This is a genomic window from Rhizobium sp. BK312, from assembly GCF_014193605.1.
Lineage (GTDB): Bacteria > Pseudomonadota > Alphaproteobacteria > Rhizobiales > Rhizobiaceae > Rhizobium.
Genome location: NZ_JACHZP010000002.1, coordinates 239,655 through 263,015 on the forward strand (window position 1 = coordinate 239,655; position 23,361 = coordinate 263,015).

The window sequence follows — 23,361 nt, forward strand, 5'->3', positions numbered from 1 at the left end:
AAAAGGTCATAGAAATCGGCCTGACGGGACAATGCTTGGGGAACCTGAACCTTCCGAAGGAAGGGCACAAAACTGGAGAGAAAGACATGACGAAGAATTCGCTTCTGAAGGGGTTGGTTGGCGCCGCACTTTTGTTTGGCGCAACGATTTCGGCCCATGCGGCTGACACGCTTGCCGCGGTCAAGGCCGCCGGCACCCTCAAGGTAGGCACCGAGACTGCCTTCGCCCCGTTCGATTTCATCGATGCAGGCAAGCATGTCGGCTTGAACGTCGACCTCTTCGACGAGATCGGCAAGGAACTGGGTGTGAAGATCGAATGGGTCACGCTTCCATGGGATGGCGTTTTCCCGGCGCTTGAAGCCGGCAAGTTCGACGTCGTTGCCGGTCCGGCAACCATCACCAAGAAGCGCATGGAGCGCTATCGCTTCACGCCGCCGTTGGCCGAAGCGACCATTGCGATCCTGAAGAAGGCGGGTGACAAGACGATCAGCAAACCGGAAGACATCGCCGGCAAGAAGATCGGCGTTGGTAAGGCGACGGCGCAGCTCGACCAGCTCAAGGAATTTTCTGACACCCTGCCGACGAAAGCCGATATCCGCGAATATCCGGCCTTTACGGAATCCTACGCCGACCTGGCAGCCGGCCGTATCGCCGGCGTTGCCAATTCGCTGCCGAATATTGCGTTCGTCGCCAAACAGCGTGAAGGCACGTTCGAAGTCGTGCTGCCGCCCTTCGGCAAGAAGTCCTATTTCGGCTTCATCGGCCTGAAGGACGCCGATCACGCGCCGCTGATGGACGCCATCGATGCCGCCATGTTGAAGATCAAGGCCGACGGCCGCATGGCGACGCTGCAGAAGAAATGGTTCGGCGCAAGCTTTGACACGCCTGACGCTGTCAAGGACCCGGCATTCTGATCAGTCCTCGGAAATCGGCCGTGCCCGCTTTCTTGTCGGGCACGGCTGACGAGCGAGATCACAGCTTCCTGGTCACCACGCGGGCGAACACTCAACAATGTCCATCGAGCTCTTTGGATTGCTTGTGCAGGCATCCATCTACACGGTGACGATCAGCTTTGTGTCGATCTTTATCGGTTTTGCAATTGCGATCCTGATTTCGGGAATGTTGCTGACGGGGCGTAGCCTTTTCGTGCGACCTGCCCAGTTTTTCATCAGCTTTTTTCGCGGCGTGCCGCTGCTGGTGCAGTTGCTGCTGATCTACAATCTGCTCCCGGCCGTCGGCCTCAACGTGCCGAGCATCGTGGCCGCCGTCATCGGCCTGTCGCTCTGCACGGCTGCCTACCAGGCAGAGAATCTGCGCGGCGGCTTTGCCAGCGTGCCGTTGGGCCTTGTGGAGTCGGCGGAGATGGTTGGCCTGACGCCGCGCCAGATCTTTCGCCGCATCAAGGTTCCGATCGCGCTGCGGCTAACCTTTCCGGCTCTTGTCAACGAGGCGATCCTCATTCTGAAGGCATCGTCGCTGGTCTCTGTCGTCGGCATCGTCGAACTGACCCGCATGGCCCAGGATCTTGCCGGCAGCACCTTTCTGCCGCTGCAGATCTTCGCCTCAGCCGGCCTTATCTATCTCGTGATCAACTGGGTGGTGGCGCTTGCCGGCGGCTTGATCGAAAGCAGATTGCCCGGAGTACCGCGATGACCTTCGACATCAACGTCCTGATCGGGCAGTGGCCCGCCATCCTCAGCGGCGCCGGCGTAACGATCATGATCTGGATTATAGGCACCATTGCCGCGGCCATTATCGGTTTCCTGATGGCGGTTGCCCGGCAATATGGCGGCGTGGTGGTCGACAAGGCGCTGGGTGCCATCGTGGCGGTGCTGCGCGGCACGCCGTTTCTTATCCAGATCTTCCTCGTCTATTATGGCGGCCCTTTCGTCGGCCTTGAGCTCGATCCAGTGCCTGCCGGACTGATCGGCATTTCGATCTATGGCGCAGCCTATTTCAGCGAAATCTTCCGTTCCGGATTTCGGGCCGTGCCGAAAGGCCATATCGAGGCTGGCGAATGCGTCGGCTTGACGCGGGGGCAGATCATCAGGCGCATTCTCTTACCCGAGATGACGATGCTGGTGCTGCCGCCCTGCGTGAACATGACCGTCATTCTGATGAAGGAGACGGCAGTCCTCTCCATCATCACCGTGCCGGAATTGACGGCGACGCTCAGTGCGATCGGATCGCAGCAATATGCCTTCGTCGAGGCGCTTTCGGCCCTGGCGCTCTTCTACTGGGTGCTTGTCGAAGTCACCGGCTGGCTTGGCAACCTTGCAGAAACGAAACTTTCCAGATTCAGGTTTTTCAACGCATGAGCGTCCCCGCTATAGAAGTCAGGAATCTCGTCAAGACCTTCGGAGAGACGACGGTCCTTCATGGCATCGATCTTGCCATCGAGCCGGGGCAGGTCTCCTGCCTGATCGGTCCATCCGGTTCCGGCAAGAGCACGCTCTTGCGATGCATGGCTTTTCTTGAAGAGGCAACGCGGGGGACGATCTCCATCAATGGCGAGGTCCTTGGCTTTGCCGAGGATTCTCAAGGGCGTCGTGAACGGATCTCGGCAGCCACCAATCGCTCGATCCGCGCCCAGATTGGCATGGTGTTCCAGCAGTTCAATCTTTGGCCGCATATGACGGCGCTCGGCAATGTCAGCGAGGCATTGAAGACGGTTCACAAGATGAGCCGAAAGCAAGCCGAGGATGCGGCCATGGTGCAACTCGTCAAGGTCGGGCTTGAGGCGAGAGCCGGGCATTATCCCTCGCAACTTTCCGGCGGACAACAGCAACGCGTGGCGATCGCCCGCGCCCTCGCTTTGAAGCCGAAGATCATGCTGTTTGATGAGCCGACATCATCGCTCGATCCGGAACTGACCGGCGAGGTCTTGAACGTCATGCGCGACCTGGCAGCCGAAGGCATGACGATGGTTGTCGTTTCGCATGAAATCGGTTTCGCTGCGACAGTCGGCCAGCAGATCATCTTTCTCGATCACGGCAAGGTGCTGTTTAGCGGGCCGCCCCAAGAAGTGTTCAAGAAGCCGAGAAATCCTCGTCTCGAGCAATTCCTCGATACCTATCTCGATCGTGGTGCATCGATGTTGCTCTGATGCTGATGTGGTGACCGGAGTGAGTGCAATCATCTCGTATGACGGCACTCACTCGTCGGCGTTTTCCCTTCGGCATCGGTGAACCCGCCGCGTACAAAATATTTTATTGGTCTCCGAGGCTGCTTTGCTGCGAGCGAGGCAGCTCATGGCTGCCAATTGCCTGGGTTCTCGCGATCAGGCCATGAAGGACGATTTGCAATGCCTGCAGGAGAATCTTTCTCATCTCGTATCCTTTAAGCCGTGGCATTCGCGGCGCGAATGAAATTTCGCCAGCCGCCAAACCCGGTGATATCCTTGGCACCGGCTGTGGCATGGGCTTCACAGAGGAATCCGGAAACATGGCTGCCGTCCTCAAGCCGGATCTTGCCGATCCCCAGCGGGGCGGGAATATTCTGGACGAAGTGGGCAAATGCGGCCGGCGGTAACGCCCATACCTCGATTTCGATACCGTTGCCGGCAAAGTTCGGATCGCGCACCAAACCCGGCTTGGGTGGTATCGTCCCCGGCAGGGCGAAAAGTCGGTAACTGCCGTCCGTTCGACCCGTCATCATTCTGTATCCGCCTTTTCCGGTGAGCTCGTGGTTGAGCGGCATACCGGTCAGATGCGCGCCGACAACGACGATCGGAACGACGTCAGCGGTTTCGGGTGTTACGCGGCTTCTGTCCGGCAGTGCCGCCATGCGATCCCGACCCATTCCGCTATTTACCGCTCGATGCATGGCATCGGCGAAAGGCGCCAAAGCATCGTCGGTAAAGGCCGGCCCGACGAGCATCACACCGGCCGGCAGATGGCCGTCGGCATCGAAGCCTGCGGGTATGGCGATCGCCGCGCAATCAAGCAGGTTGGCGAAATTGGTATAACGGCCGAAATGGCTGTTTCTGACGATCGGATCGGCCTGCATTTCCTCGACCGTATAGGTCGTGGGGGATGTCGGCAGCATCAGGAAATCGACCTTCTCCCATTCCGCCTTCGTCTTTTGCCGCAATGCTTCCAGCCTGTACTTGCCCTCGAAGGCGGCGACCGCGTCGTAGCCTTTCGCGCCCTCGATGATGGTTCTGACCGTCGGATCGAAATCGCCGGCATTGCTTGCGAGGAAGTCCTTTACCGCCGCGAGGCGCTCTGCAACCCAGGGGCCGTTGTAGAGCAGTTCGGCAGCCTGCCGGAAAGGCGCATAGTCGAACGGGACGATCTCTGCCCCGAGCGATCTCGCCCTGTCGATGGCGGCATCGTAGAGGGCCTCGACATGCCTGTTGCCATAAAATTCGCGCTCGGCCCCATCCAGTACGCCAACGCGCGGGCGCGCCGACGGTAGGCTCGCTGGAGCCGCTTCTCGCGAGAACGGATCACGGGCGTCGTAGCCTTCCATGATCCGGCGAATGGCGACCCCGTCACCAACCGTCGCGGCGAACACCGTGACGACATCGACGCTGCGGCAAGCCGGTACGACGCCAACATTGGGAGCAAGCCCCGGCGTCGGCTTGATGCCGACGAGATTGTTGAAGGCGGCCGGCACCCGGCCGGAGCCTGCCGTATCGGTGCCGAGAGAGAAACTGGCAAGACCTGCCGCCACGGCAACGGCGGAACCGGAACTGGAGCCGCCGGAAACATAGGCGCGATCGAAAACTGAGCGGGGCGCACCATGGGGCGAGCGCGTGCCGTTGAGGCCGGTTGCGAACTGGTCGAGATTGGTCTTGCCGATGACGATGGCGCCGGCAGCCCGCAGACGCGCAACCACTGTCGCATCCGCTTGAGGATGATAGGCAAAGGCCGGGCAGGCGGCCGTTGTCGGCAGACCTGCGACATCGATATTGTCCTTGACTGCAAAAGGTATGCCCCAGAGCGGCAGGCTATTTGGCTCGGGTGCCGTCGTCAGCAATTCCGTCGCCGCAACTCGCAAGGCTTCAGGAGATGTCGGCGTGATGAAGATTGCCGGATCATCTGACGCCCCGCATCGGGCGATAATCTCCTCCACGAGATCGAGCGGCGATAGACCTGCTCCATAAGCCTCTTTCAACGAGGTTAGGTCGAGAATAGTAGGCAGCATCAGATTTCCTCCAGAATGACAAGCACGTCGCCGGCCTTGACGTTGCGCCCAGGTGCTGCGCGCAGATCGCGGACGCGTCCCGCAGCGTGGGCGGTGACGTTGATTTCCATTTTCATCGACTCGATGATGGCCAAAGTATCGCCGGCTGCGACCGGCTGGCCTTCCTCGACAAGTATCTTCCAAACATTGCCGGGCACCGCGCTTTCGATGCCGAAGCAACCTTCCGGTATATCTCCGGCCAGGGCAGGGCTCGCTCCTTCGTCAACGGAAAAGCTGTCGAGCCCCAGCTCCTTCCAGCGTTGCCGTTCCGCCTCGAAGGCTGCCTGCTGCCTGGATTTGAAAGCACCGATCGCCGCAGCCTCGCGTGCGAGGTCCGCCTCATAGGCAGCGTAGGAGAATTCCGTCTCCTCGATCCTGATCGGATAGCCGCCGTGAGGGAAGGCCGCACGCGCCTCGTTCAGTTCCTCATGCGTGACGGGGAAGAAGCGAATCTGGTCGAAGAAGTTGAGAAGCCATGGCTTGTCCTTGGCAAAGACCGGCGTTTGCCGCCAGCTGTTCCAGACCTGGATCGTGCGGCCGAAGAGCTGATAGCCGCCCGGTCCCTCCATGCCATAGATGCACATATAGGCACCGCCGATGCCGACGGCGTTTTCCGGTGTCCATGTGCGCGCCGGATTGTATTTCGTCGTCACCAGCCGATGGCGTGGATCGATCGGTGTGGCGACCGGTGCACCGAGATAGACATCGCCAAGACCGAGCACGAGGTAGCTGGCATCGAAGACGATATCGCGCACCGCCTGCTCGTCGGGCAGGCCGTTGATGCGGCGGATGAACTCGATGTTGGAAGGGCACCATGGCGCATTCGGGCGCACGAGCTCCTGATACTTACGCATAGCAAGCTCGGCCTGCGGATCGTTCCAAGAAAGCGGCAGATGCACGATCCGACTTGGGACTTTGACCTCTTGCGCCGGCGGCAGTTTTGCTTCGATCTCGGTCAAAAGGCCAACGAGGCGTTTCCGCGTCAGCGTCGTACCGTCATAATGGATCTGCAGCGAACGGATGCCGGGCGTCAGGTCGATGATCCCAGGCAGGCGTGCCTCGACGACTGCCTGCATCAGCAGATGCACGCGCAAACGCAGGGCGATATCAAGTGTCATCGGCCCGTATTCGATAAGCAGGTTGTCATCACCCTGCCGGCGATAGACGACAGGCACTGGCCCATCCTGGCTTTGGCCGACGATCGCCGATCCGGTCTCCTCGGGTGCACGGCGAACTGTCGGACCGACGATAGCGTCCTGACTGCGCCGCACCGGGTGAAAACGGATTTTGTCGCCCGGCTTGAACTGGCCCATCTTCCATTGCTCGTCGCGCGCAATGACGGCCGGGCAGACGAAGCCGCCAAGGCTCGGTCCATCGGGACCAAGAATGATTGGCATGTCGCCAGTGAAGTCGATCGCGCCGATCGCATAGGCATTGTCATGAAGATTGGAGGGGTGAAGACCAGCCTCACCGCCGTCGCTACGTGCCCATTTGGGGGCAGGGCCGATCAGGCGCACGCCGGTGCGGGCACTGTTGAAATGCACTTCATAGTCGGTCGAAAACAGCGTCTCGATGTCTTCGTGCAGAAAGAAGTCCGGCGCGCCGTGTGGTCCATAGACAACGCCGACCTCCCAGGTGCGCGTGAGGGCTGCCGGCATGTCCGCAGGCTTGGCCTCGGGCTGCCGTGTTCGTGCCAGTCGCAGCACATGGCCGGTCTGGAGTGTACCGGTCGCATGGCCTCCGAATCGGCCGAGGCCGAAGGTTGCCCTGGAGCCGAGCATGAGCGGCGCGGCGAAACCGCCCGAGACAGCGAGATAGGAGCGCTGGCCCGGGCCTTCTATGGCGCCGATGGCAAGCGTCTGCCCTGCTTTTGCGATGACGGCCTCACCATGCGGTAATGGAACGCCATCGAGGCTCATCGGCATATGGGCGCCCGCAAGCGCGATCGTGACGTTGGAGAAGATCTTGAGCATCGGGCCCGAGACGGTCAGCTCCAGAGCCGCGGTCTCATCGGCATTGCCGACCAGCCTGTTGGCCTGGCGGAACGAGCGCTCGTCCATCGGCCCGCTCGGTGGCACGCCGACATGCCAGAGCCCCAGCCTGCCCGGAAGCTCCTGAATGCTCGATTGCGCGCCGGGCGCCACCACCTCGATCACGTCGGGCACGAAGGGAAAATCCTTCAGCGCCGTCGTTGCCACCTTGCCGCTGGCGAGCAGTTCCGATCCGGCAATTGCCTTCAGATAGTCGAGGTTGGTCTCGATGCCGGAGATGGAGCTTTGCGAAAGTGCGGTTTTGAGTTTCTCGATCGCGGCCGGCCGGTCTTCGGCCGCGACGATCACCTTGGCAAGCATGGGATCGTAATAGGGAGTGACCTCCGTACCCGTCTCGATCCAGCCGTCGACGCGCGTGCCCTCCGGAAAAGTAACTTCGGTCAAAAGGCCGGCGCTTGGCCTGAAGCCCGCATGCGGCATCTCGGCATAGATGCGCGCCTCGATCGCCGCACCCTTCGGAACAAGTCGATCGTTGCCTGTGATCACCTCTTCGCCGGCCGCCTGGCGGATCATCCACTCGACGAGATCAATGCCATAAACGGCCTCGGTGACCGGATGTTCGACCTGAAGCCTCGTATTGACCTCGAGGAAGTAGAATTCCTCGCGTGCGGGGTCGTAAATGAATTCGACCGTGCCGGCGGACTGATAGTGGGCGGAGGTGCCGAGTGCCACCGCCGCTGCATGGAGACTTTTGCGCACCGAAGGCGAAAGATCGGGCGCGGGCGTCTCTTCGATCACCTTCTGATTCCGGCGCTGCAACGAGCAATCGCGCTCGCCAAGCGCGATCACACCGCCTTTGCCGTCGCCGAAGATCTGTACCTCGACATGCCGCGCCCGTGAGACAAAGCGCTCCAGATAGACACGGGCATCGCCAAAGCTTGCTTTTGCCGTGCGTTGCACGCTGTCGAAGGCGGCCTTCAGGCTGGCAGCGTCCTCGCAGAGCTGCATGCCGATGCCGCCGCCGCCGGCCGTAGACTTCAGCATAACCGGATAGCCAATCTCCGCCGCGGCAGCGAGCGCCGCTTCGCTGGTTTCGACGAGGTCGCTACCCGGAAGCAGCGGCACCCCGCTTGTGCGCGCCAATTCGCGCGCCGTGTGCTTGAGCCCGAAGGCGGCGATATTGTCCGGCGTCGGCCCGATGAAGACGATGCCTTCCTTTGCCAGCCGTTCGGCAAAGCCGATGTTTTCCGACAAGAAGCCATAGCCGGGATGCACCGCCTCGGCGCCGGTTGCCTTGCAGGCGGCAATGACGGCGTCGATATTGAGATAGCTTTCCAAGGCCGGCGCCGGGCCGAGCCTGACGGTTTCGTCGGCCATCAGGGGTGCCTTTGAGAAACGGTCTGCGTCGGAATAGACGGCGACGGAGGCAATGCCCATGCGCCGCAGCGTCCCGATGATCCGGACGGCGATCTCGCCGCGATTGGCGATCAATATTTTCTTGAACATCTCAGGCCTCACCGTCCCATACGAGGACACGGATCGGCGTCGGGTCGAAGCCGTTGCAGGGATTGTTGATCTGCGGGCAATTGGAGATGACGAGGAGCACGTCCATTTCGGCCTTGAGCTCGACATAGTCGCCAGGCGCGGAGATGCCGTCGACGATCGTCATCTCACCTGACGGTTCGATCGGCACGTTCATGAAGAAATTGATGTTGGGCACGACGTCGCGCTTGCCCATGCCGTGCTTGGAGACTTCCAGCACGAAATTGTCTCGGCAGGCGTGAAGATATTTCGTGCCGTGGCCGAAACGCACCGTGTTGCTCTCGCAGGAGCAGGCGCCTGCCGATGTGTCATGACGGCCGCAGCTGTCGGCGGTCATCGTCAGCATGACGCGCCCCTCGTTGGAGATGATCCGGGTGCCTGTGGTGATATAGGCGGCGCCCTGTTCGCGCATCGTGTCCTGGTTGGAGTAGCGCTCGGAATAATCCCCGGCATTGTAGAATAGCGTGTCGATCGCTTGTTGGCCGTAGCTATCCTCGATGCGCAGCGTCTGGCCCTTGCGCACGATCGTCGAAAACGGCGCCTCGGCAGCGATGAAATGATCCTGCACCGCGTTGTCGAGCGTGCGGGATGGCGCGGTCTGAATGAAATCGCTCATGATCGTTCTCCCGGCTCAAAGATTGGCGAAGGCGTTGTTTTCAAAGCCGCGCACCGCTTCGGCGGTGGCCGTGCGACACAGATCGTCTTCAGCGATAGGCTGAGCGGCAATGCGGGTCACGGTCACCGGTTTCGGCGCGTAATGCGGGTTTGGATCGAGCGGGTGAGGGCAGTTGGAAAAGCCGACGATCATGTCCATTTCGGCGCGAAGATGGATATAGTCGCCATCGTGCAGTAGTTCCGGCTTCCACACGAACTTGCCGTCCGCATCGACCCGGACGGGCGCGAAAAGCGTGAAGGCGGCGGGAATATCGCGCCGATCCAAGCCTGATTTCGTTGCGAGCAGGACGAAGTTATCGCGGCTGTTGCGCAAGCCTTGGCCATATTTTGCCTCGTTGGAGGCGGCGGTGGAGCCTCCCATCAGGCAATCATGGGCGCCGGACGAATCTTCCGTCACCGAGAACATGACACGCCCCATGTCGGAAAAGATCACGCGGCCCTTCGACAGCGCCGTCGTCCATTGCACCTTGACCGTGTCGACAAGGTTCAGCCGCTCGCTCGGATCCGCGGCGTTCCAGGCGATCAGCGATACGGTGGAAAAGGCATGCTCCTGCGCGATGCGCAGCGTCTCACCCGTCTTGACACGTGTCGACCAGTACCAGCCGCCGGGGACAGTCTCCCGGTAGAGGATAAGGGCGGGGTCGATGGGCGGGGCGGGAAGCGGGCTTGGCGCCGGCAACGCCTTCGGCGCGAATTCCAGCCCCTTGCGTTGATGGTCTTCATACCGCGCGCGATTGGCGGCGATTTCTTCCGGTGAACGTCTGACGTGCTGCATGGCTAAATGTCTCCCGATGGTGCCAGGTCGTCCCGGCGGCGCCCCAGGGAAGAGACCGGGCCGTCCCGGTCGGGGCCAAAGATCGAGGCTGTGCCGGCGATGCGCGGCGGCCAGATGGAAATGTCCTTGGTAATGGTCGCGCCGTAGCGCTCCTTCTCCTCCGGCCGGTCGCGGCGGCGCTCGAAGGCGACGACGCGGGTCGCAAGCGTGAAGGCCTCGCGCATGTCATGGGTCACCATGACCACTGTCATCTGCGTCTCGTGCCAGAGGCGCTTCATCAGCGTATGGATTTCGGCGCGGATGCCCGGATCGAGCGCACCGAAGGGTTCGTCGAGCAGCAGCACTTTCGGCCGCATGATGAGCGCCTGGGCAAGCGCCAGACGCTGCTGCATGCCGCCCGAAAGCTGGGCCGGATACTTGTTCTCCGCGCCGGCAAGGCCGACTTCCGCAAGAAGCTGGCGTGCCTCCTCTATGGCGTTCCGGCGTGCCGAGCCGAACAACCTAGCCTTGTAGCGCGAGGCGGCGAGCTCCTTGCCGAGAAGCACGTTGCCGAGTGCTGTCAGATGCGGAAAGACCGAATAGCGCTGGAAGACCACGCCGCGATCGGCGCCGGGTTCCGCAGGCAGGGCCGCGCCATCAAGCAAGATCGTGCCGCGCGTCGGCTGCTCTTGCCCCAAAAGCATGCGCAGGAAGGTGGACTTGCCGCAGCCGGAGGGCCCGACGAGCGCGACGAATGCACGCGAGTCGACCGTCAGCGAGACATCCTCAAGCACGATCTGATCGCCATATTCCTTCCAGACCTTTTCGATTTTGAGTCCGCTCATGCCTGCTTCTCCAGTTCGGACCAGGGGAAGACGGCGATGCGGATGCGATCGAGCAGGTAGTTCATGAGCACGGCAAGCAGCGTGATCCAGACAACATAGGGAAAGATCACGTCCATCGAGAGGTAGCGGCGAACGAGGAAGATGCGGTAGCCGAGGCCGGAATCGGACGAGATCGCTTCGGCGGCGATCAGGAACAGCCAGGCCGGGCCGAGCTGCAGCCTGAGGCAGGTGATAAGCCGCGGCAGGATCTGCGGCAGCACGACACGAAGGGCGATCTGCCAGGATGAGCCGCCAAGCGTCTCGGCCTTGACGATCTGTTCGCGCGGCAGTTCCAGCGCCTTCAGGGCCAGATCCCGGACCATCGTCGGTGCGACGCCGATGACGATCAGGGCGATTTTGGAGGTTTCCCCAAGGCCCATGACGATGAAGAGGATGGGCAGCAATGCCAGCGGCGGGACCATGGAAATGACGGCGACGAAAGGCGAAAGAAGCGCTCTCAAATAGGGCAGCATGCCGATCAGCATGCCCAGGCAAAGCGCGATCGCCGTGGAGATGCCAAGGCTGGAGAGCAGCCGGACGAGGCTTGCCCCGGTATCGGACCACAGAAGGTAATCTCCCGTGCGCGGATCGGCGATGAAGGCCATGCGGTTGATGGCGTCGGCAAAGCCGGCGAAATTCGGAAGCAGCTTGTCATTGGCGTTTTCGGCAAGTCTTGAGGCAGAGCCGATCGCATAGGCAATGATGAGCAGCGCAAACGGCAAAAGCGTCAAGGCAAGCTGCGCACCGGGACTTGGCTTGGTATTAATCCAGCGCATGAAAGGCTCCGCGGAAAGGCTGGCGGCGCTGGCGCGCCGCCGTTCAAGGAAGCTCAGAGCGACCCGTCGGTGGCCGACTTCATGTAGGCTTCGGTGAAGCGAAGCTTGACGTTGTTGCCGTCGCCGAGGACCTTGCCGTTGGGCATTTCGATGCCGATGACATCGGCGGAAGGCGCGCCATTGCCCAGAAGCCCCTTCTGGAAGAGGAAGTTGCGCACCAGATCCATGGTCTTCGGCAGGTTCGGCGAGGTGGTGAAGGAAAGCGCATCTGCGGGCTTGTCGAAAAGCCGGGTTGCGGCGAGCTGCGCCTCGAAACCCTTGAGGTCGGTGCCCGATGCCTTACCCATGGCCTCGCGGGCGGTCTTACCCTCCGGCGTGTCGGCCTTCGTAAGCGCGGCCGTTTCATACCAGATACCGGTGAGTGCCTTACCGAAATTCGGGTTGTCCTTGAGCACATTGCTGTTGGCGACCATCAGGTCGATGATCTCGCCCGGGACCTGCGAACTGTCGAAGACTTTCTTGGCCGTCGGATCCTCGAGAATGGTCGAAACCAGCGGGTTCCAGGTGACAACGGCCGAGACGTCAGGCGTCTTATAGGCTGCGACCATATCGGCATCCGAGGTGTTGACCACCTTCACGTCGCGTTCGCTGAGCTTGACGCTGTCGAGGGCGCGGGCAAGCAGATAGTGCGAAACGGAATATTCGACGAGGTTGACGTTCTGGCCCTTGATGTCGGAAAGGCTCGTCTTGTCCTTGAGGATGACGGCGTCATTGCCGTTCGAGAAGTCGCCGACGATGACGGCCGTCGTGTCGACGCCGCCGGCAGCGGGAATCGACAGGCCGTCCATGTTGGTCAGCGTCACCGCGTCGAAGGCGCCGGCCGTATACTGGTTCATCGACTCGACATAGTCGTTGAACTGCGTGACCTCGATATTGATGCCGTATTTGTCGGCCCATTTCTTGACGATGCCGTGGTCGCTCGCATAGCCCCAAGGCATCCAGCCGACATAGATCGACCAGGCGACCTTGAAGCTGGTCTTCGGCGCAGCACTGGCGGCGGAACCGAGCCCGAGGGCCAGCGAAACGGACAGGGCTGTAACGGAAAGGATTTTCGAAAAAGTCTGCATTGAAATTCCCCTTTTGCTTTTGTCAAAAAGGGATCGGCAAAGACCATCGCGCCGCCAATCCCTTGGCTTACGAGGTCTCCCGGGCTTTTATCCCGCCGTGCATCCGGTGGGATTTCTCCCCCAGCCGGTGGTGGCTCTCGGACCAGCCACGCTCTCAACGGAGCGCCGGAACCCTAGCCACCAACTCAGCAAAATACGAAGCAAGCGGTGTGCCAGATCGTAACCTATTGATTTTGTTGCCAAGAGGGCGTCACGATTCTGGTGGAAAATTAAGCAATAGAAAAATTTGCACAAACAGTGTGCAAATTTAAGGGTGCGTCTCGACTTGGCACAAGGCTAAGAATTGCCTTAGCGCACCAGTGCATCCTTGGGAAAACCGGCGGCGAGGCTATCGATGAAACTGCGGACCGCTGGCGGGAGACCGCGGCGCGTCGTGAACACAATATGGACCAATCCCTTCACTCCGCGCCAGGTTGGCAATACGCGCACGAGTTCGCCCTGATCGAGCGCTTGTCGGCAAGTGTGATCGGGCAACAATGCGACGCCCAGCCCTGCAAGAGCGGCTGCCCTCACGGCAGTAAAGTCGGCGCAGCCCATTCTCGGTTCATGGCGGAACACGTGCGTCTGGCCCTGCTCCGTCTCGAGAAACCAATTGACCTCACTCTGGTCATCCGTCGTCGAAAGCGTCGGTTGGGTCGACAGGTCATTGAGGCTGTGGATGCGGGCGGCGACCTGTGGGTTTGCAACGAGAATCCGGACCGAATTTCCGAGCGACCTCATGGTCAGCGACGCATCGCCATCGAGCGATGTTCGGACCCGGAGCGCGACATCGATCCGTTCCTCGATGAGGTTGACCGGGCGATCGATCGCGACGAGTTGCAGGCGCACCTTCGGATGCCGTGTCAGGAATTGCATCACAAGAGCGGAGATCGGTTCGACCAATCCTGTCGGACAGCTCATACGGATCAGGCCGTGTGGCTCCGATTGAGCTTCGGCCACCAGGGCTTCGGCGCGCTCGGCTTCCGCCAGCATCGCCTTGCAGCGCTCATAGAAGGATTGGCCGATATCGGTCACCCGAAAGCGGCGGCTCGATCTTTCAATCAGTCGCACCCCGAGCTGCTCCTCCAGCCCCGCAACTCTCCGGCTCAGCTTCGACTTCGGCTCGCGCAGAGCTCGTCCCGCGGCGGCGAACCCGCCGTGGGCGACGACCTCGGCGAAGTAGAATAGATCGTTGAGGTCAGATCGCATCATCGTTCTCCATTTGGAACGATGAGTATCAAATTTGCCTGCTATTTGCAGCATCGTTCTGCTGGCATGTTCTTCTCAACGGCAACCAGCCGCAACAAAGGAGCATGACAGTGAGCAGGAAATTCGAAAACAAGGTCGTGATTGTAACCGGCGGCACGAGCGGCATTGGCCTTGCCACCGCAAAAGCTTTCTCCCAGGAAGGAGCTGCGGTCTTCATCACGGGCCGGCGCAGGGAAGCGCTCGATGCTGCCATTCGGCAGATCGGCGGCCGTGTCAAAGGTGTGCAGGCCGATATGAGCAAGCTTGTCGATATCGACCGCCTGTATGATGCTGTTCAGCAGGAGCATTCGCACATCGATGTGGTTTTTGCGAATGCCGGCGGCGGCGAGATGGTGCCTCTCGGCGCGATTACCGAAGAACACTATCAGAAGACATTCGACACCAACGTGAAGGGCACACTCTTCACCGTGCAGAAGGCGTTGCCGCTCCTGCGCGACGGCGGTTCGATTGTCCTCACCTCGTCGACGACGAGCATTTCCGGCACACCCGCCTTCAGCGTCTACTCTGCAACCAAGGCCGCCGTGCGCAACTTCGCCCGCAACTGGATCCTCGATCTCAAGGATCGCCATATTCGCGTCAATGCAATTAGTCCTGGCGTGACGGAGACAGCCGGCCTCAACGAACTCTTCGGCAATGGCGAGAGCGCCGAGAACACGAAGAATTACCTCGCGAGCCTCATCCCTGCCGGCCGCGTCGGGCAACCGGAAGAGATCGCCAAGGCCGTCCTATTCCTGGCCTCCGACGACGCTTCCTTCATAAACGGCATCGAACTCTTCGTCGACGGCGGTCACGCCCAGATCTAAGGCACGATCGCAAAGAGAACGACCAGATCAGGCATCGCAACGGTGCCTGATTTGCCTCCGGCTTATTGAAGAGGTTTTACGTGCCCGAATGCGAGCGTTGGAGCGGCGTCGCCATAGCATGGGGCGCTCGCTCCTCGACGGCGCGGGTGCGGATCTCTGCGAATGAATGTTGTCTGAATGGTGCCTTCAGCTTCCGTTCCAAGGACAGGTTCTAGAAGAGAGACGTTCAACCGCGGTCCTATCCGCCTCAGGAGACATAGTCATGATCCGCACGTCTATCATTGCAACCGCACTCGCCGCTCTCGTTGGCATCACCGCCGCAGCCCCCGCCATGGCCAATGATGTGCGTATCGAACAATATGGCTGGTCGAACTCCGCAGGCGGTGCTCAGGAAGGATACGGAAACCGGATCAGAACCTATCAGAACGGTGGTTATAACCGGATCATCGGCCATCAATATGGTCGTCACAATCTTTCGGCGGTCGGCCAGGAAGGCCATGACAACTATGGCGCCACCTATCAGAACGGCGACCGCAACGTAGCCGGCATCGGTCAGTTCGGCTCCAACCATACAACCATCCTTACCCAGGACGGCAATGGCAACATCGCGGCCGGCGTACAGGTCGGTCATGGTTGCAGCGCCAATGTCAGCCAAGGCGGTAACGGCAATGTCGCGGCCTTCGTCCAGGCATGCCCTTAAGGCACGGACACAACTGCGCAACGACAAAGACACCAGGATACCAACAGCAGGCCGTTAGGAGGATGACCCATGGCAAATAACGTCAAATATCCGCGCCACCTGATGGCGATTCTAGCGCTGGTCCTGCTTCCCGTCGGCGCGGTAGCGGCCATGACTGCGGCCAATCAATCCGATGGGGCGCGGCTTTGCGAAATCAAGGCAACGCCCGGAGCAGGTATGGTGAGACTGGATGCGCTCGTCCACGCCGACAAGCATGTCGGCGGGACCTACACTTTCCATGTCGAAAAAGCCGGAAACGGTGGAAGTTCCGCGATCAACCAAAGTGGCGATTTCGACGCCAAGGCGGGACAGGCAGCAATCCTCAGCTCCGTTTCGCTCGACTCCAAAGGAACGGAATACAAGGCGACGCTGGATGTCGTGATCGGAAACAAGAGTTTCAGCTGCATAAAGCAGAGCGGCGGCGACTGATCGGCCTACAAGACCCCGCAAATTCCCTAAAAGGGCGCCGACTTCCGGCGCCCTTTTGTCTTTCATCAGCCTGAAATGACTGAACGAGAACTGAACGGGTAATTCCGAATTGGTTCAGCCGCAAAATGCGAGAGTTGATCATCGGCTAAGGCAGCCGACACATGGAGATCAGGATGACCCGCAACGTGTTTAAGATCCTTACCGTCACCCTTCTTGCCGGGACCCTGGGGCAGGTGGCATTGGACGCGCCAGCCTATGCTGGCGGCCGGATCTCGTTCAACCTCGCGCCGGATAATGCCGAGGATGCCAATATTTTCTCCACCGGATTGCGAGTCTATTCGCTCTACCGCGATCTGAAGGGTGCCGACATCCGGCAGCTGGGACGGGGGAATGCGGCCGGCATCGCTCAGGCTGGCCGCGGTAACATCGGCTTCATCCAGCAACGGGGCAATGGCCATTCCGCGACCTTGCAGCAGAATGGCAATAACAACGCCTATGGCATTTTCCAATACGGGCGAAATACGGAAACCAACGTGTTGCAGGATGGGGATAACGGTATTGGTGCTACCTTCAGCTATGGCTGGTAAGTAGTCTAATAAGGCAGTCTAAAGCAGATCGAGAGTAGTGGTCATCCATCGAACTCCGGTCAGGCTCTCTCTCTGGAATTGGGCCATGTAGGGGAAATCTCTTTTCAGCCCGTTTCAGCTGCAAAGATTCATGCAAGAATACGCACCCGATTATTCTACTTTTTGAGCTGCACAATGCCTGAAGAGATCGAGGTTGATACCGATAAGTTGCGCGAAGCCATCGATGAGGAGATCGAGCGGAAGTCCGCCTCGCTGCTGCGTTCCATCGCCCTGACAACGGCCTTCTTCGCGGCACTGGCGGCGATTGGCTCCCTATTGGCGGGAGGCTCAATCAATGAGGCATTGGCTTTAAAGACCGAGGCGACTCAAAAGCAGGCCCAAGCCTCCGATCAGTGGGCTTATTATCAGGCGAAAGGTATCAAGGCTGCGATCCTCAAATCGCAGATGGAGTTGCTTGCCGCGGAAGGCAAACTCGTGGCGTCGGCTCTCGATGAAGAAAGCCGACGATATGCGGACGAAGAAAAATCAATCAGCGCCGCAGCCCATGAACTTGAGAAAATACGGGACGAGAAGGATGAGGAGGCCAATCTCCTCATTCACCACCACCATTATTACGCCTATTCGGTCGCCATGTTGCAGGTTGCGATCGCGCTGGGCGCCGTGGCGGCCCTGACCCGCAAGCGCCCGGCGTGGTGGGGATCCTCAGCTCTGGGCCTCTTGGGTGGCATGCTCCTATTATGGGCCTGGGTCGCGGGGTAGTTCAGCCTTCGCCGTCAAACGCCGCGTCAAAACCAGCCCTTCACCTTGAACCAGACCAATGGAATGACGGTGCTGAGTATGATGACCGCCCAGCCATATTGATATCCCCAAGCCCAATCATATTCGGGTATGTTCTTGAAGTTCATGCCATAGATGCCGGCAATAAGGGTTGGGGGAATGCCCGCGATCGACACGATGGTCAGAACCTTGAATATGTCGTTCTGAGCGATGCCGATCAGTCCGACCAGAGCGTCCAGCACGAACTGGACTTTGTTGGCAAGTTGCTCTTCATAATCCACCAGCGAGTGGATATCTCGGCATAGCCCTACCAGACGCGGCTCGAGATCTTCCGACCAGCCCTTGGCTTGCTGTTCCGTATAGGTCACAACGCGTCCGAGGCCCTGCAGACCATCGCGGATATCGGAGAGGCGGTCTCCCAGACGCCCCACCTGGCGCAATTGTGCTCGCAGCAGCTTGTTGGCGCGGGCAGCATGGTGGCCGCGAGGGTCCTCAGCGCGAAAGGCGCTCGTTGAAAGGCCGTTGAGCTCTCCTGCCAGATGCTCAAGGGCATCGGCGACGCGGTCGACAATGTCCTCGCAGAGCAGGGTGAACACCTCAAGGCTCGATTTTGGCGCATCCTGTGCGGCAAAGCTGGCCGCAACTGCGTCCACCGCCGGCAACGTCATAAACCGGACTGTGACGAGGCGATCCGCAGATAAAACGAAGCCGATAGGAGGGGTTGTGTCGGCTCCCTCCGGATGTCGGGCGGCCGATGGCGTGCTCATATAGAGCACGCCATGCTGATTTCTCAGTCGGCTCGACGTTTCGATTTCACTGAGAGCGCCCAGGGAAGGGAGGGGAGCGCCAACGGCTTCTTCCACGTCCCTCAGCTCGGCGCCGGTGGGGTTTAGGAGGTCGACCCATATAGCGTCTGCTAACGCTTGCGGCTTGCCCTTTTTATCCTCTTGCGGCACCGGGAAAACACTTAGCATCTCTCGTGGTCACTCCCTGCAGTGCGGCGAGGAGCTCTCGCCTCGTTTGATGACTGCGGCGACGACCGGCCGTCGCTTGTCGAATTTCCGGACCTGGCCTTCACGAGACTCACTGCTGATCGCAGATCGGGATCGGCCGGGCAGGCGGTGCGGGATGGTCCTTCTTATACTGGACGATGATCGGCTCGAGGGTCTCCTTGGGCCAGAACTTGGGCGTGCCGATTTCCTTCAGGCAGGATTCGTTCCAGTACAATCCGGATTGGGCAGGGGAATGTCCGGCCGCAACGGCCTTGGCAACCGCCTTGATGTCCGAGGATTCGGGATAGATGTAAAGCGTCGTCGGATTGTCCTTCACCATGGAGATGATCTGATTGGCGTCTGAGGCTGACCAGCTTGTGCAGCCGTCGCTGCGGCCGCCGGCATATTCGACCAGCTTCCCGAGCGGAACATATCCGTCCCGGTTGGCATAGGGGCTCTGCGGGTCTTTCTTCATGCAAATGCCGGCGACCTTAGCCGCCGCATGTCCGCCGATGGCCCGCTGCCGCGCATTGGCGGTTTCGCCCTCGCCGTCAAACTGGAGGAAGGTGCGAAGGTAGGCGACCTCCTTCGCCTGCGAGAGCTTGTAGTAACCCTTGAAGGTCGTCTTCGTCTCTTCCGTCAGATAGGAGCCGCCCGTCGTCAGGTTGGAATCCATCGCGTTGCCGAAGTTCTTCGCACACATGCGGCCATTACCGAAATCGGCAACACCTTTGAGATCGCGACCGCTGCCGTGGCCCGATGAGACCACACGAAAGGTCTGGGCCGCCTCGCAGACGATATAGAAGCGGCCTGCCGACTTGCCGTCATTGGGCGTGTTCGGACGGGTGGCGTCCATGGCGAAGTAGCAGGGATTTTTGACCGTGCCTTCGCTCACTTTCCGCATGTAGAGCGCACGGGCTCTCTGCAGGACCGGCAGGGCAATCTGCCCGTCACCGGCGCCGACATAGGCGCCGAGCCATGCCGGAATATCCGGCTGCCGGGTTGCTGCCAGAGATTGCGATGTGGCGGGGATGACGAGGGCGAGGGAGCAAAGGCTAAGCATCTGGGCGACGCTTCGAAGGGCATATCTCAACCGCACGGAAATGGTTCTCCTATCAAATATCCTGGATCCACACCCGGCACAGCCGGCCAAAGCGATTTTGACAGGAGCCTGCCCCACAAGCTCGGCTGTCATGCGCTCGAATCCAGAAATCATATTTGTGCGCTGCTTTGCTGAACGAGACCCTAACAGGCGCGGGAATCTCTGCTGACCGGGAAAATTCTGTGCCTGCGATTCATTTTTTCTGCCGGTTTGCGTCAGCATTCCTCAGCGATCGCGGCGCAAATATGGCGAAGCTCAGGCGCCTGTGATGCGAAGAAACATTGCATATAGCCAGGAACATCATTGGGACGTGGCACGTATGAAGGCGAAATAGAAAAGGGCCTCGCAGGAGGCCCTTTTGTGATCGATCGGCGCGAAACTCAGCGCTGGAGGTTGACCAGCACGTCCAGCAGGTCTGAGCCCGTCTGGAACACCTTGGAATTGGCTGTGTAGCTCTTCTGTGCCTGGATCATGTCGGTGAGCTGGCCGGCCAGGTCGACGTTCGATGCTTCCAGCGAGTTCGACTGGATGTAGCCGAGGCCGTTGCTGTTGGCGAAGCTAGTGACGGTGACGCCGGAATCGGCGTTGGCCTGATAGACGTTGCCGCTCATGAGCGTCAGCTTGTCCGGGCTCGCGACGGTTGCGAGCGGTATCTGATAGAGCGCTTTCGGATCACCCTTCGCATAATTGGCGTAGACGACGCCGCTCTTGTCGATGGTGATGCCGGTGACGGGCGCCGCTGCCTGCCCATTGGTGGACCCGGTGGAGGCGAAAGCCGAGGCCTTCTGGGTCATCTTGGTCAGGTCCATTGCGATCGACCCCGCAGTCTTCGGATCGGTGATCGTAAAGCTGCCGCCGCTCGTCATATTGCCGTTTGTATCGAAGGTCAGCGTGCTCGTTGCAACAGGACCGGATGAGTAGGGGAAGGATGAGCCGGTACCCGTCGCCGCGTCGGCATTCCGGTAGACGGCGACTTGCCACTGATCCGTCTTCGGCGGTGTTGTGGTGATGTCGGCAGCCTGCGTCTTCGTATAATAGATGTCATACATGACAGTGTTGCCAAGCTTGTCGTAGGCAACCACCGAGCTCTTCTGGGTGTCCGTCGTGGTTGTCGCCAAGTTTGCGCCCGGTAACGTCTCGGTTGCGCTAGGCACCACAACCTTAGCACCCGAATTCAGGTTGCCTGTAAAGCTGCCGGAGGTCGAGGGAGAATTGGCAAGGCCGCTCTGGTTGACGTTGATCGGCACGAGGCCGTCGAAGCCGTTGACGACGACGGCAGGCGCGCCCGATGCATAGGAATAGCCCATCAGCGTATAGCCGGCGGAGTTGACGAGATTGCCATTGGCGTCCGGCTTGAAATCACCTGCGCGCGTCAAAACCGTCTTGCCGTCGGCACCCTGCACGACGAAGAAGCCGGCGCCTCGGATCGACAGATCGGTGCCGGAATTGGTGGATATGGCATCGCCCTGCTGCGAGACCGAATAGCTGACATTCGTCTCGACGCTACCGGAATTGTAATTGCCGCCGCCCGATGGCAGAATCAACGACGAAAAGCTGGCCGTTGCCGACTTGTAGGCCGTCGTGTTGACGTTCGCGATGTTGTCCGACACGGTGCTAAGCTTATTTGCTTGCGCGTTCATGCCTGAAACGGACGTTTTCATGCTACCAAAGATGCTCATTGGTTCCTCGCACGTTGCTGATGCCGCCACGATAGCGAGGGTGACTTGTGTGAAACTGGCTTTTTCCTGTGTTGCAAAGTCGAGAAAAGTTTTCCGCTTCGATAATCGGCGTGCGGCGGAGCTTTGAATTCCGGTGAGGCTGTTAAGTCGCGGACCGTGCCTATTGCGCTGGCAGATGCGGGGCAGGAAAGTCCAGCACGCGGCTGGTATAGCTTTCGATCAGCGCACTGAACGGCGTGCCGTCCGGCAGCTTCAATACGGCGTGATGTTCGAGAAGAAACGGAGGTAGGGCGAGAGGCGCGCCGGCGGATGGTGGGAGATCGGCACCGGTGTCCCAACCTTGCGGGAGAGGCGACCAAAGCAACTTTGCCGACAAATTCGTGCGGGAGAAATTAAGGGCCTGAACGGCCCGACCGAAGGCGACGTCGCTCGTTTCAAGGGCCTTGTTCATATCTGCCGTAAGCTTTGCCGGCACATACCAGTTATCCGCCTCCGACAGCACGCGATCGCCGCATGCGAGGCGCACGCGGCGATAGGCGATAGGCTCGTCAGCTCCGACCGCCAGCAGTTTCCGGATTTCAGCACCGGCAGGCTTGTCCTGGCCGCGCACGCGCTGCGCAACGATTTTCGAGCCTTCCGGGGCAAGCTTATGCGCAGCGCACCAGCGATCGAGCGTTAGCGTGGCGCTGGCATTGCTGAGGAGATCGGCATTCAGTGTCTGCAGGATTGCCAGCGCTTCCAGACGCGAGGTCGGCGTGTCGGGCCACGGAGAAACAGCTGCCATCTCCTGCGCGATCGCCGTCTGCGCGCCAAGGGCAATAGCGAGGGAACTGCCGAGAGTGATCATACGGACGAATGACGGGGGCTTTGATGGCATGCGCTGAAATCCTCCGGCGGATTTGATTTTACGGCCGAGGCCTTATGGCTGACTAATATGTCGCTGGCATAAATGGCAGGCCCGCCGCCATTGGCAAGACCCGAAATATTGGGGATGCGCGTCTATGATCCGATTGCGTTCAGACCTGTGACGGCCATCCGAATAAGACCCGCCGTGGCGACAAAAGCCAGAGCGGAGACGAATAGCGCCGCCAGGATCGTCAGGCCATCCCGCGCCATCAGGGCGACCGCGATCGCCACGAGGGCAACGACCGGCAGATAGTTGCCGAGCGGGATCGGCAGCGCAATGGCGATCGCCAGCAGGAAGATCGGGAACGAGAGCAGCCATTCCATGGTTGCGCCCGTAAAAAGGGCCAGCCGTCCAGGACGAACGACCGTCTCGATCCTGGTGAGGATCGGCGCGCTGTAACGCACGGTGAGTTCCACAATTGACGGCGAAAGCCTGCGCCGGCTCAGGAGCGCCGGCAGCCATATGGTCCGGCGACCGACCGCGATCTGCGCCGCCACCAGGGCAAGCGCACTGCCGAATACGACGCCGAACGGTCCCGGTATCGGGATCAGGGCGGGCAGGGCGAGAAAGAGAATGGTGAAGGCTGTGCTCGTATGCCCGAGGCCGCAGAGCACTTCACCCACCGAAATACCGCCTTGCTCATGGGCGAGCCTGGCCCGGTCGCGCAGCCGCGCCGATGCGGTATCGTCATGCCGCGTGGTGCCAGCCGTCTGTTGCGTCATCCGACGTCACCGGACGTGGCTGATGTAGGTGTAGCCTCAGGCTTCATCGGCAGCTTCCTCCGTTCCTTGGATGAGCTTGATGATGGGCGCACAGTCCGGATTGCTTTTGTCGAGCAGATTGGCGGGGCTGCTCCAGCCGGTCGAGAGGCCGATGACGGTGGAAATCGTCCAGAAGGTGTCTTCGGAGGCGCGCCGCGTGAGGGCAGGGACCTCGGACGAGAGACATGCCTGCGATTGCCTGATGATCTCGACGGGCTGGCCGGCGGCAGCCGCATGCCGCTCAATTTCGGCTTGAAGCGGACCAAGGGCGAAAGTTGCAAAGAGGGCTGCGAGGAGATTGGAGATCATATTTGTACCTTGTCGGAGATCTGTTTGAA

The 23,361-nt window shown here is 60.2% G+C and carries 23 protein-coding genes and 1 riboswitch; of the genes, 9 read left to right on the forward strand and 14 right to left on the reverse strand.

What is annotated here, in order from left to right; genetic code table 11:
- The first annotated feature begins 86 nt into the window (after positions 1 to 86).
- The 4 genes from FHT85_RS05835 to FHT85_RS05850 all read left to right on the forward strand — a co-directional run bounded on the left by FHT85_RS05835 (position 87) and on the right by FHT85_RS05850 (position 3,106).
- Positions 87 to 914, forward strand: a complete 828-nt coding sequence (locus FHT85_RS05835; protein ID WP_112335940.1) for a transporter substrate-binding domain-containing protein — start codon at positions 87 to 89, stop codon at positions 912 to 914.
- A 97-nt stretch (positions 915 to 1,011) separates the two neighbouring features.
- Positions 1,012 to 1,653 (forward strand): amino acid ABC transporter permease, encoded by a 642-nt coding sequence (locus FHT85_RS05840; protein WP_112398887.1) that lies wholly within the window; start codon positions 1,012 to 1,014, stop codon positions 1,651 to 1,653.
- Positions 1,650 to 2,318 carry an amino acid ABC transporter permease gene (locus FHT85_RS05845; protein ID WP_112335938.1) on the forward strand — a complete coding sequence of 223 codons (669 nt, stop codon included), beginning with the start codon at positions 1,650 to 1,652 and terminating at the stop codon, positions 2,316 to 2,318. The genes FHT85_RS05840 and FHT85_RS05845 overlap by 4 nt, the downstream gene beginning before the upstream one ends.
- Complete coding sequence (locus FHT85_RS05850; RefSeq protein WP_112335937.1) at positions 2,315 to 3,106, forward strand: amino acid ABC transporter ATP-binding protein; 792 nt, start codon at positions 2,315 to 2,317, stop codon at positions 3,104 to 3,106. The genes FHT85_RS05845 and FHT85_RS05850 overlap by 4 nt, the downstream gene beginning before the upstream one ends.
- 233 nt (positions 3,107 to 3,339) lie before the next feature.
- Here FHT85_RS05850 and atzF read toward each other — a convergent pair whose 3' ends face one another.
- The 8 genes from atzF to FHT85_RS05890 form a co-directional block, all read right to left on the reverse strand.
- A complete protein-coding gene (gene atzF, locus FHT85_RS05855) occupies positions 3,340 to 5,151 on the reverse strand; it encodes an allophanate hydrolase (protein WP_112410296.1) in 1,812 nt (603 codons plus the stop codon).
- A complete protein-coding gene (uca, locus tag FHT85_RS05860; protein WP_112410297.1) occupies positions 5,151 to 8,687 on the reverse strand; it encodes an urea carboxylase in 3,537 nt (1,178 codons plus the stop codon). Before uca ends, atzF begins: the two co-directional genes overlap by 1 nt.
- Before the next feature lies 1 nt (position 8,688).
- Positions 8,689 to 9,339, reverse strand: a complete 651-nt coding sequence (locus tag FHT85_RS05865; protein WP_112410298.1) for an urea amidolyase associated protein UAAP2 — start codon at positions 9,337 to 9,339, stop codon at positions 8,689 to 8,691.
- 15 nt (positions 9,340 to 9,354) lie between these two features.
- Positions 9,355 to 10,173: an urea amidolyase associated protein UAAP1 gene (locus FHT85_RS05870; RefSeq protein WP_112410299.1), complete on the reverse strand. Its 819-nt coding sequence runs from the start codon at positions 10,171 to 10,173 to the stop codon at positions 9,355 to 9,357.
- Between the two features lie 2 nt (positions 10,174 to 10,175).
- Positions 10,176 to 10,997, reverse strand: coding sequence for an ABC transporter ATP-binding protein (locus tag FHT85_RS05875; protein ID WP_112410300.1), 822 nt, complete (start codon positions 10,995 to 10,997; stop codon positions 10,176 to 10,178).
- On the reverse strand, positions 10,994 to 11,812 hold the full coding sequence (locus FHT85_RS05880) for an ABC transporter permease (RefSeq protein ID WP_112410301.1): 819 nt from the start codon (positions 11,810 to 11,812) through the stop codon (positions 10,994 to 10,996). The genes FHT85_RS05875 and FHT85_RS05880 overlap by 4 nt, the downstream gene beginning before the upstream one ends.
- A 53-nt stretch (positions 11,813 to 11,865) precedes the next feature.
- On the reverse strand, positions 11,866 to 12,939 hold the full coding sequence (locus FHT85_RS05885) for a putative urea ABC transporter substrate-binding protein (RefSeq protein WP_112410302.1): 1,074 nt from the start codon (positions 12,937 to 12,939) through the stop codon (positions 11,866 to 11,868).
- Positions 12,940 to 13,013: 74 nt separating this feature from the next.
- Positions 13,014 to 13,127, reverse strand: a riboswitch (guanidine-I (ykkC/yxkD leader).
- Between the two features lie 160 nt (positions 13,128 to 13,287).
- Positions 13,288 to 14,187, reverse strand: coding sequence for a LysR substrate-binding domain-containing protein (locus FHT85_RS05890; protein ID WP_112410303.1), 900 nt, complete (start codon positions 14,185 to 14,187; stop codon positions 13,288 to 13,290).
- Between the two features lie 104 nt (positions 14,188 to 14,291).
- On the opposite strand from FHT85_RS05890, the gene FHT85_RS05895 reads away from it, so the two are divergent.
- The 5 genes from FHT85_RS05895 to FHT85_RS05915 all read left to right on the forward strand — a co-directional run bounded on the left by FHT85_RS05895 (position 14,292) and on the right by FHT85_RS05915 (position 17,564).
- Positions 14,292 to 15,050, forward strand: coding sequence for an SDR family NAD(P)-dependent oxidoreductase (locus FHT85_RS05895; RefSeq protein WP_210290316.1), 759 nt, complete (start codon positions 14,292 to 14,294; stop codon positions 15,048 to 15,050).
- 262 nt (positions 15,051 to 15,312) lie between these two features.
- Positions 15,313 to 15,750: a curlin gene (locus FHT85_RS05900; RefSeq protein ID WP_112410305.1), complete on the forward strand. Its 438-nt coding sequence runs from the start codon at positions 15,313 to 15,315 to the stop codon at positions 15,748 to 15,750.
- A 69-nt stretch (positions 15,751 to 15,819) separates the two neighbouring features.
- Positions 15,820 to 16,218, forward strand: coding sequence for a curli-like amyloid fiber formation chaperone CsgH (gene csgH, locus FHT85_RS05905; RefSeq protein ID WP_112335926.1), 399 nt, complete (start codon positions 15,820 to 15,822; stop codon positions 16,216 to 16,218).
- A gap of 173 nt (positions 16,219 to 16,391) precedes the next feature.
- A complete protein-coding gene (locus FHT85_RS05910; protein ID WP_162709610.1) occupies positions 16,392 to 16,805 on the forward strand; it encodes a curlin in 414 nt (137 codons plus the stop codon).
- Between the two features lie 174 nt (positions 16,806 to 16,979).
- Positions 16,980 to 17,564 (forward strand): DUF4337 family protein, encoded by a 585-nt coding sequence (locus FHT85_RS05915; protein ID WP_112410307.1) that lies wholly within the window; start codon positions 16,980 to 16,982, stop codon positions 17,562 to 17,564.
- 26 nt (positions 17,565 to 17,590) lie between these two features.
- Here the strand turns inward: FHT85_RS05915 and FHT85_RS05920 are convergent, their stop codons facing one another.
- From FHT85_RS05920 to FHT85_RS05945, 6 genes are all read right to left on the reverse strand, one after another.
- Positions 17,591 to 18,556, reverse strand: a complete 966-nt coding sequence (locus FHT85_RS05920) for a magnesium transporter CorA family protein (protein WP_112398900.1) — start codon at positions 18,554 to 18,556, stop codon at positions 17,591 to 17,593.
- Positions 18,557 to 18,665: 109 nt separating this feature from the next.
- Complete coding sequence (locus FHT85_RS05925) at positions 18,666 to 19,673, reverse strand: hypothetical protein (protein WP_112410308.1); 1,008 nt, start codon at positions 19,671 to 19,673, stop codon at positions 18,666 to 18,668.
- A gap of 383 nt (positions 19,674 to 20,056) precedes the next feature.
- Positions 20,057 to 21,355: a flagellar hook protein FlgE gene (locus FHT85_RS05930; RefSeq protein ID WP_112410309.1), complete on the reverse strand. Its 1,299-nt coding sequence runs from the start codon at positions 21,353 to 21,355 to the stop codon at positions 20,057 to 20,059.
- Between the two features lie 160 nt (positions 21,356 to 21,515).
- A complete protein-coding gene (locus tag FHT85_RS05935) occupies positions 21,516 to 22,232 on the reverse strand; it encodes a hypothetical protein (protein ID WP_112410310.1) in 717 nt (238 codons plus the stop codon).
- Positions 22,233 to 22,354: 122 nt separating this feature from the next.
- The gene (locus tag FHT85_RS05940; RefSeq protein ID WP_112410311.1) at positions 22,355 to 22,984 is read right to left on the reverse strand and encodes an exopolysaccharide biosynthesis protein; all 630 of its coding nucleotides are present in this window, start codon (positions 22,982 to 22,984) and stop codon (positions 22,355 to 22,357) included.
- 36 nt (positions 22,985 to 23,020) lie between these two features.
- Positions 23,021 to 23,332, reverse strand: a complete 312-nt coding sequence (locus FHT85_RS05945) for a hypothetical protein (protein WP_112398904.1) — start codon at positions 23,330 to 23,332, stop codon at positions 23,021 to 23,023.
- Between the last annotated feature and the right edge of the window lie 29 nt (positions 23,333 to 23,361).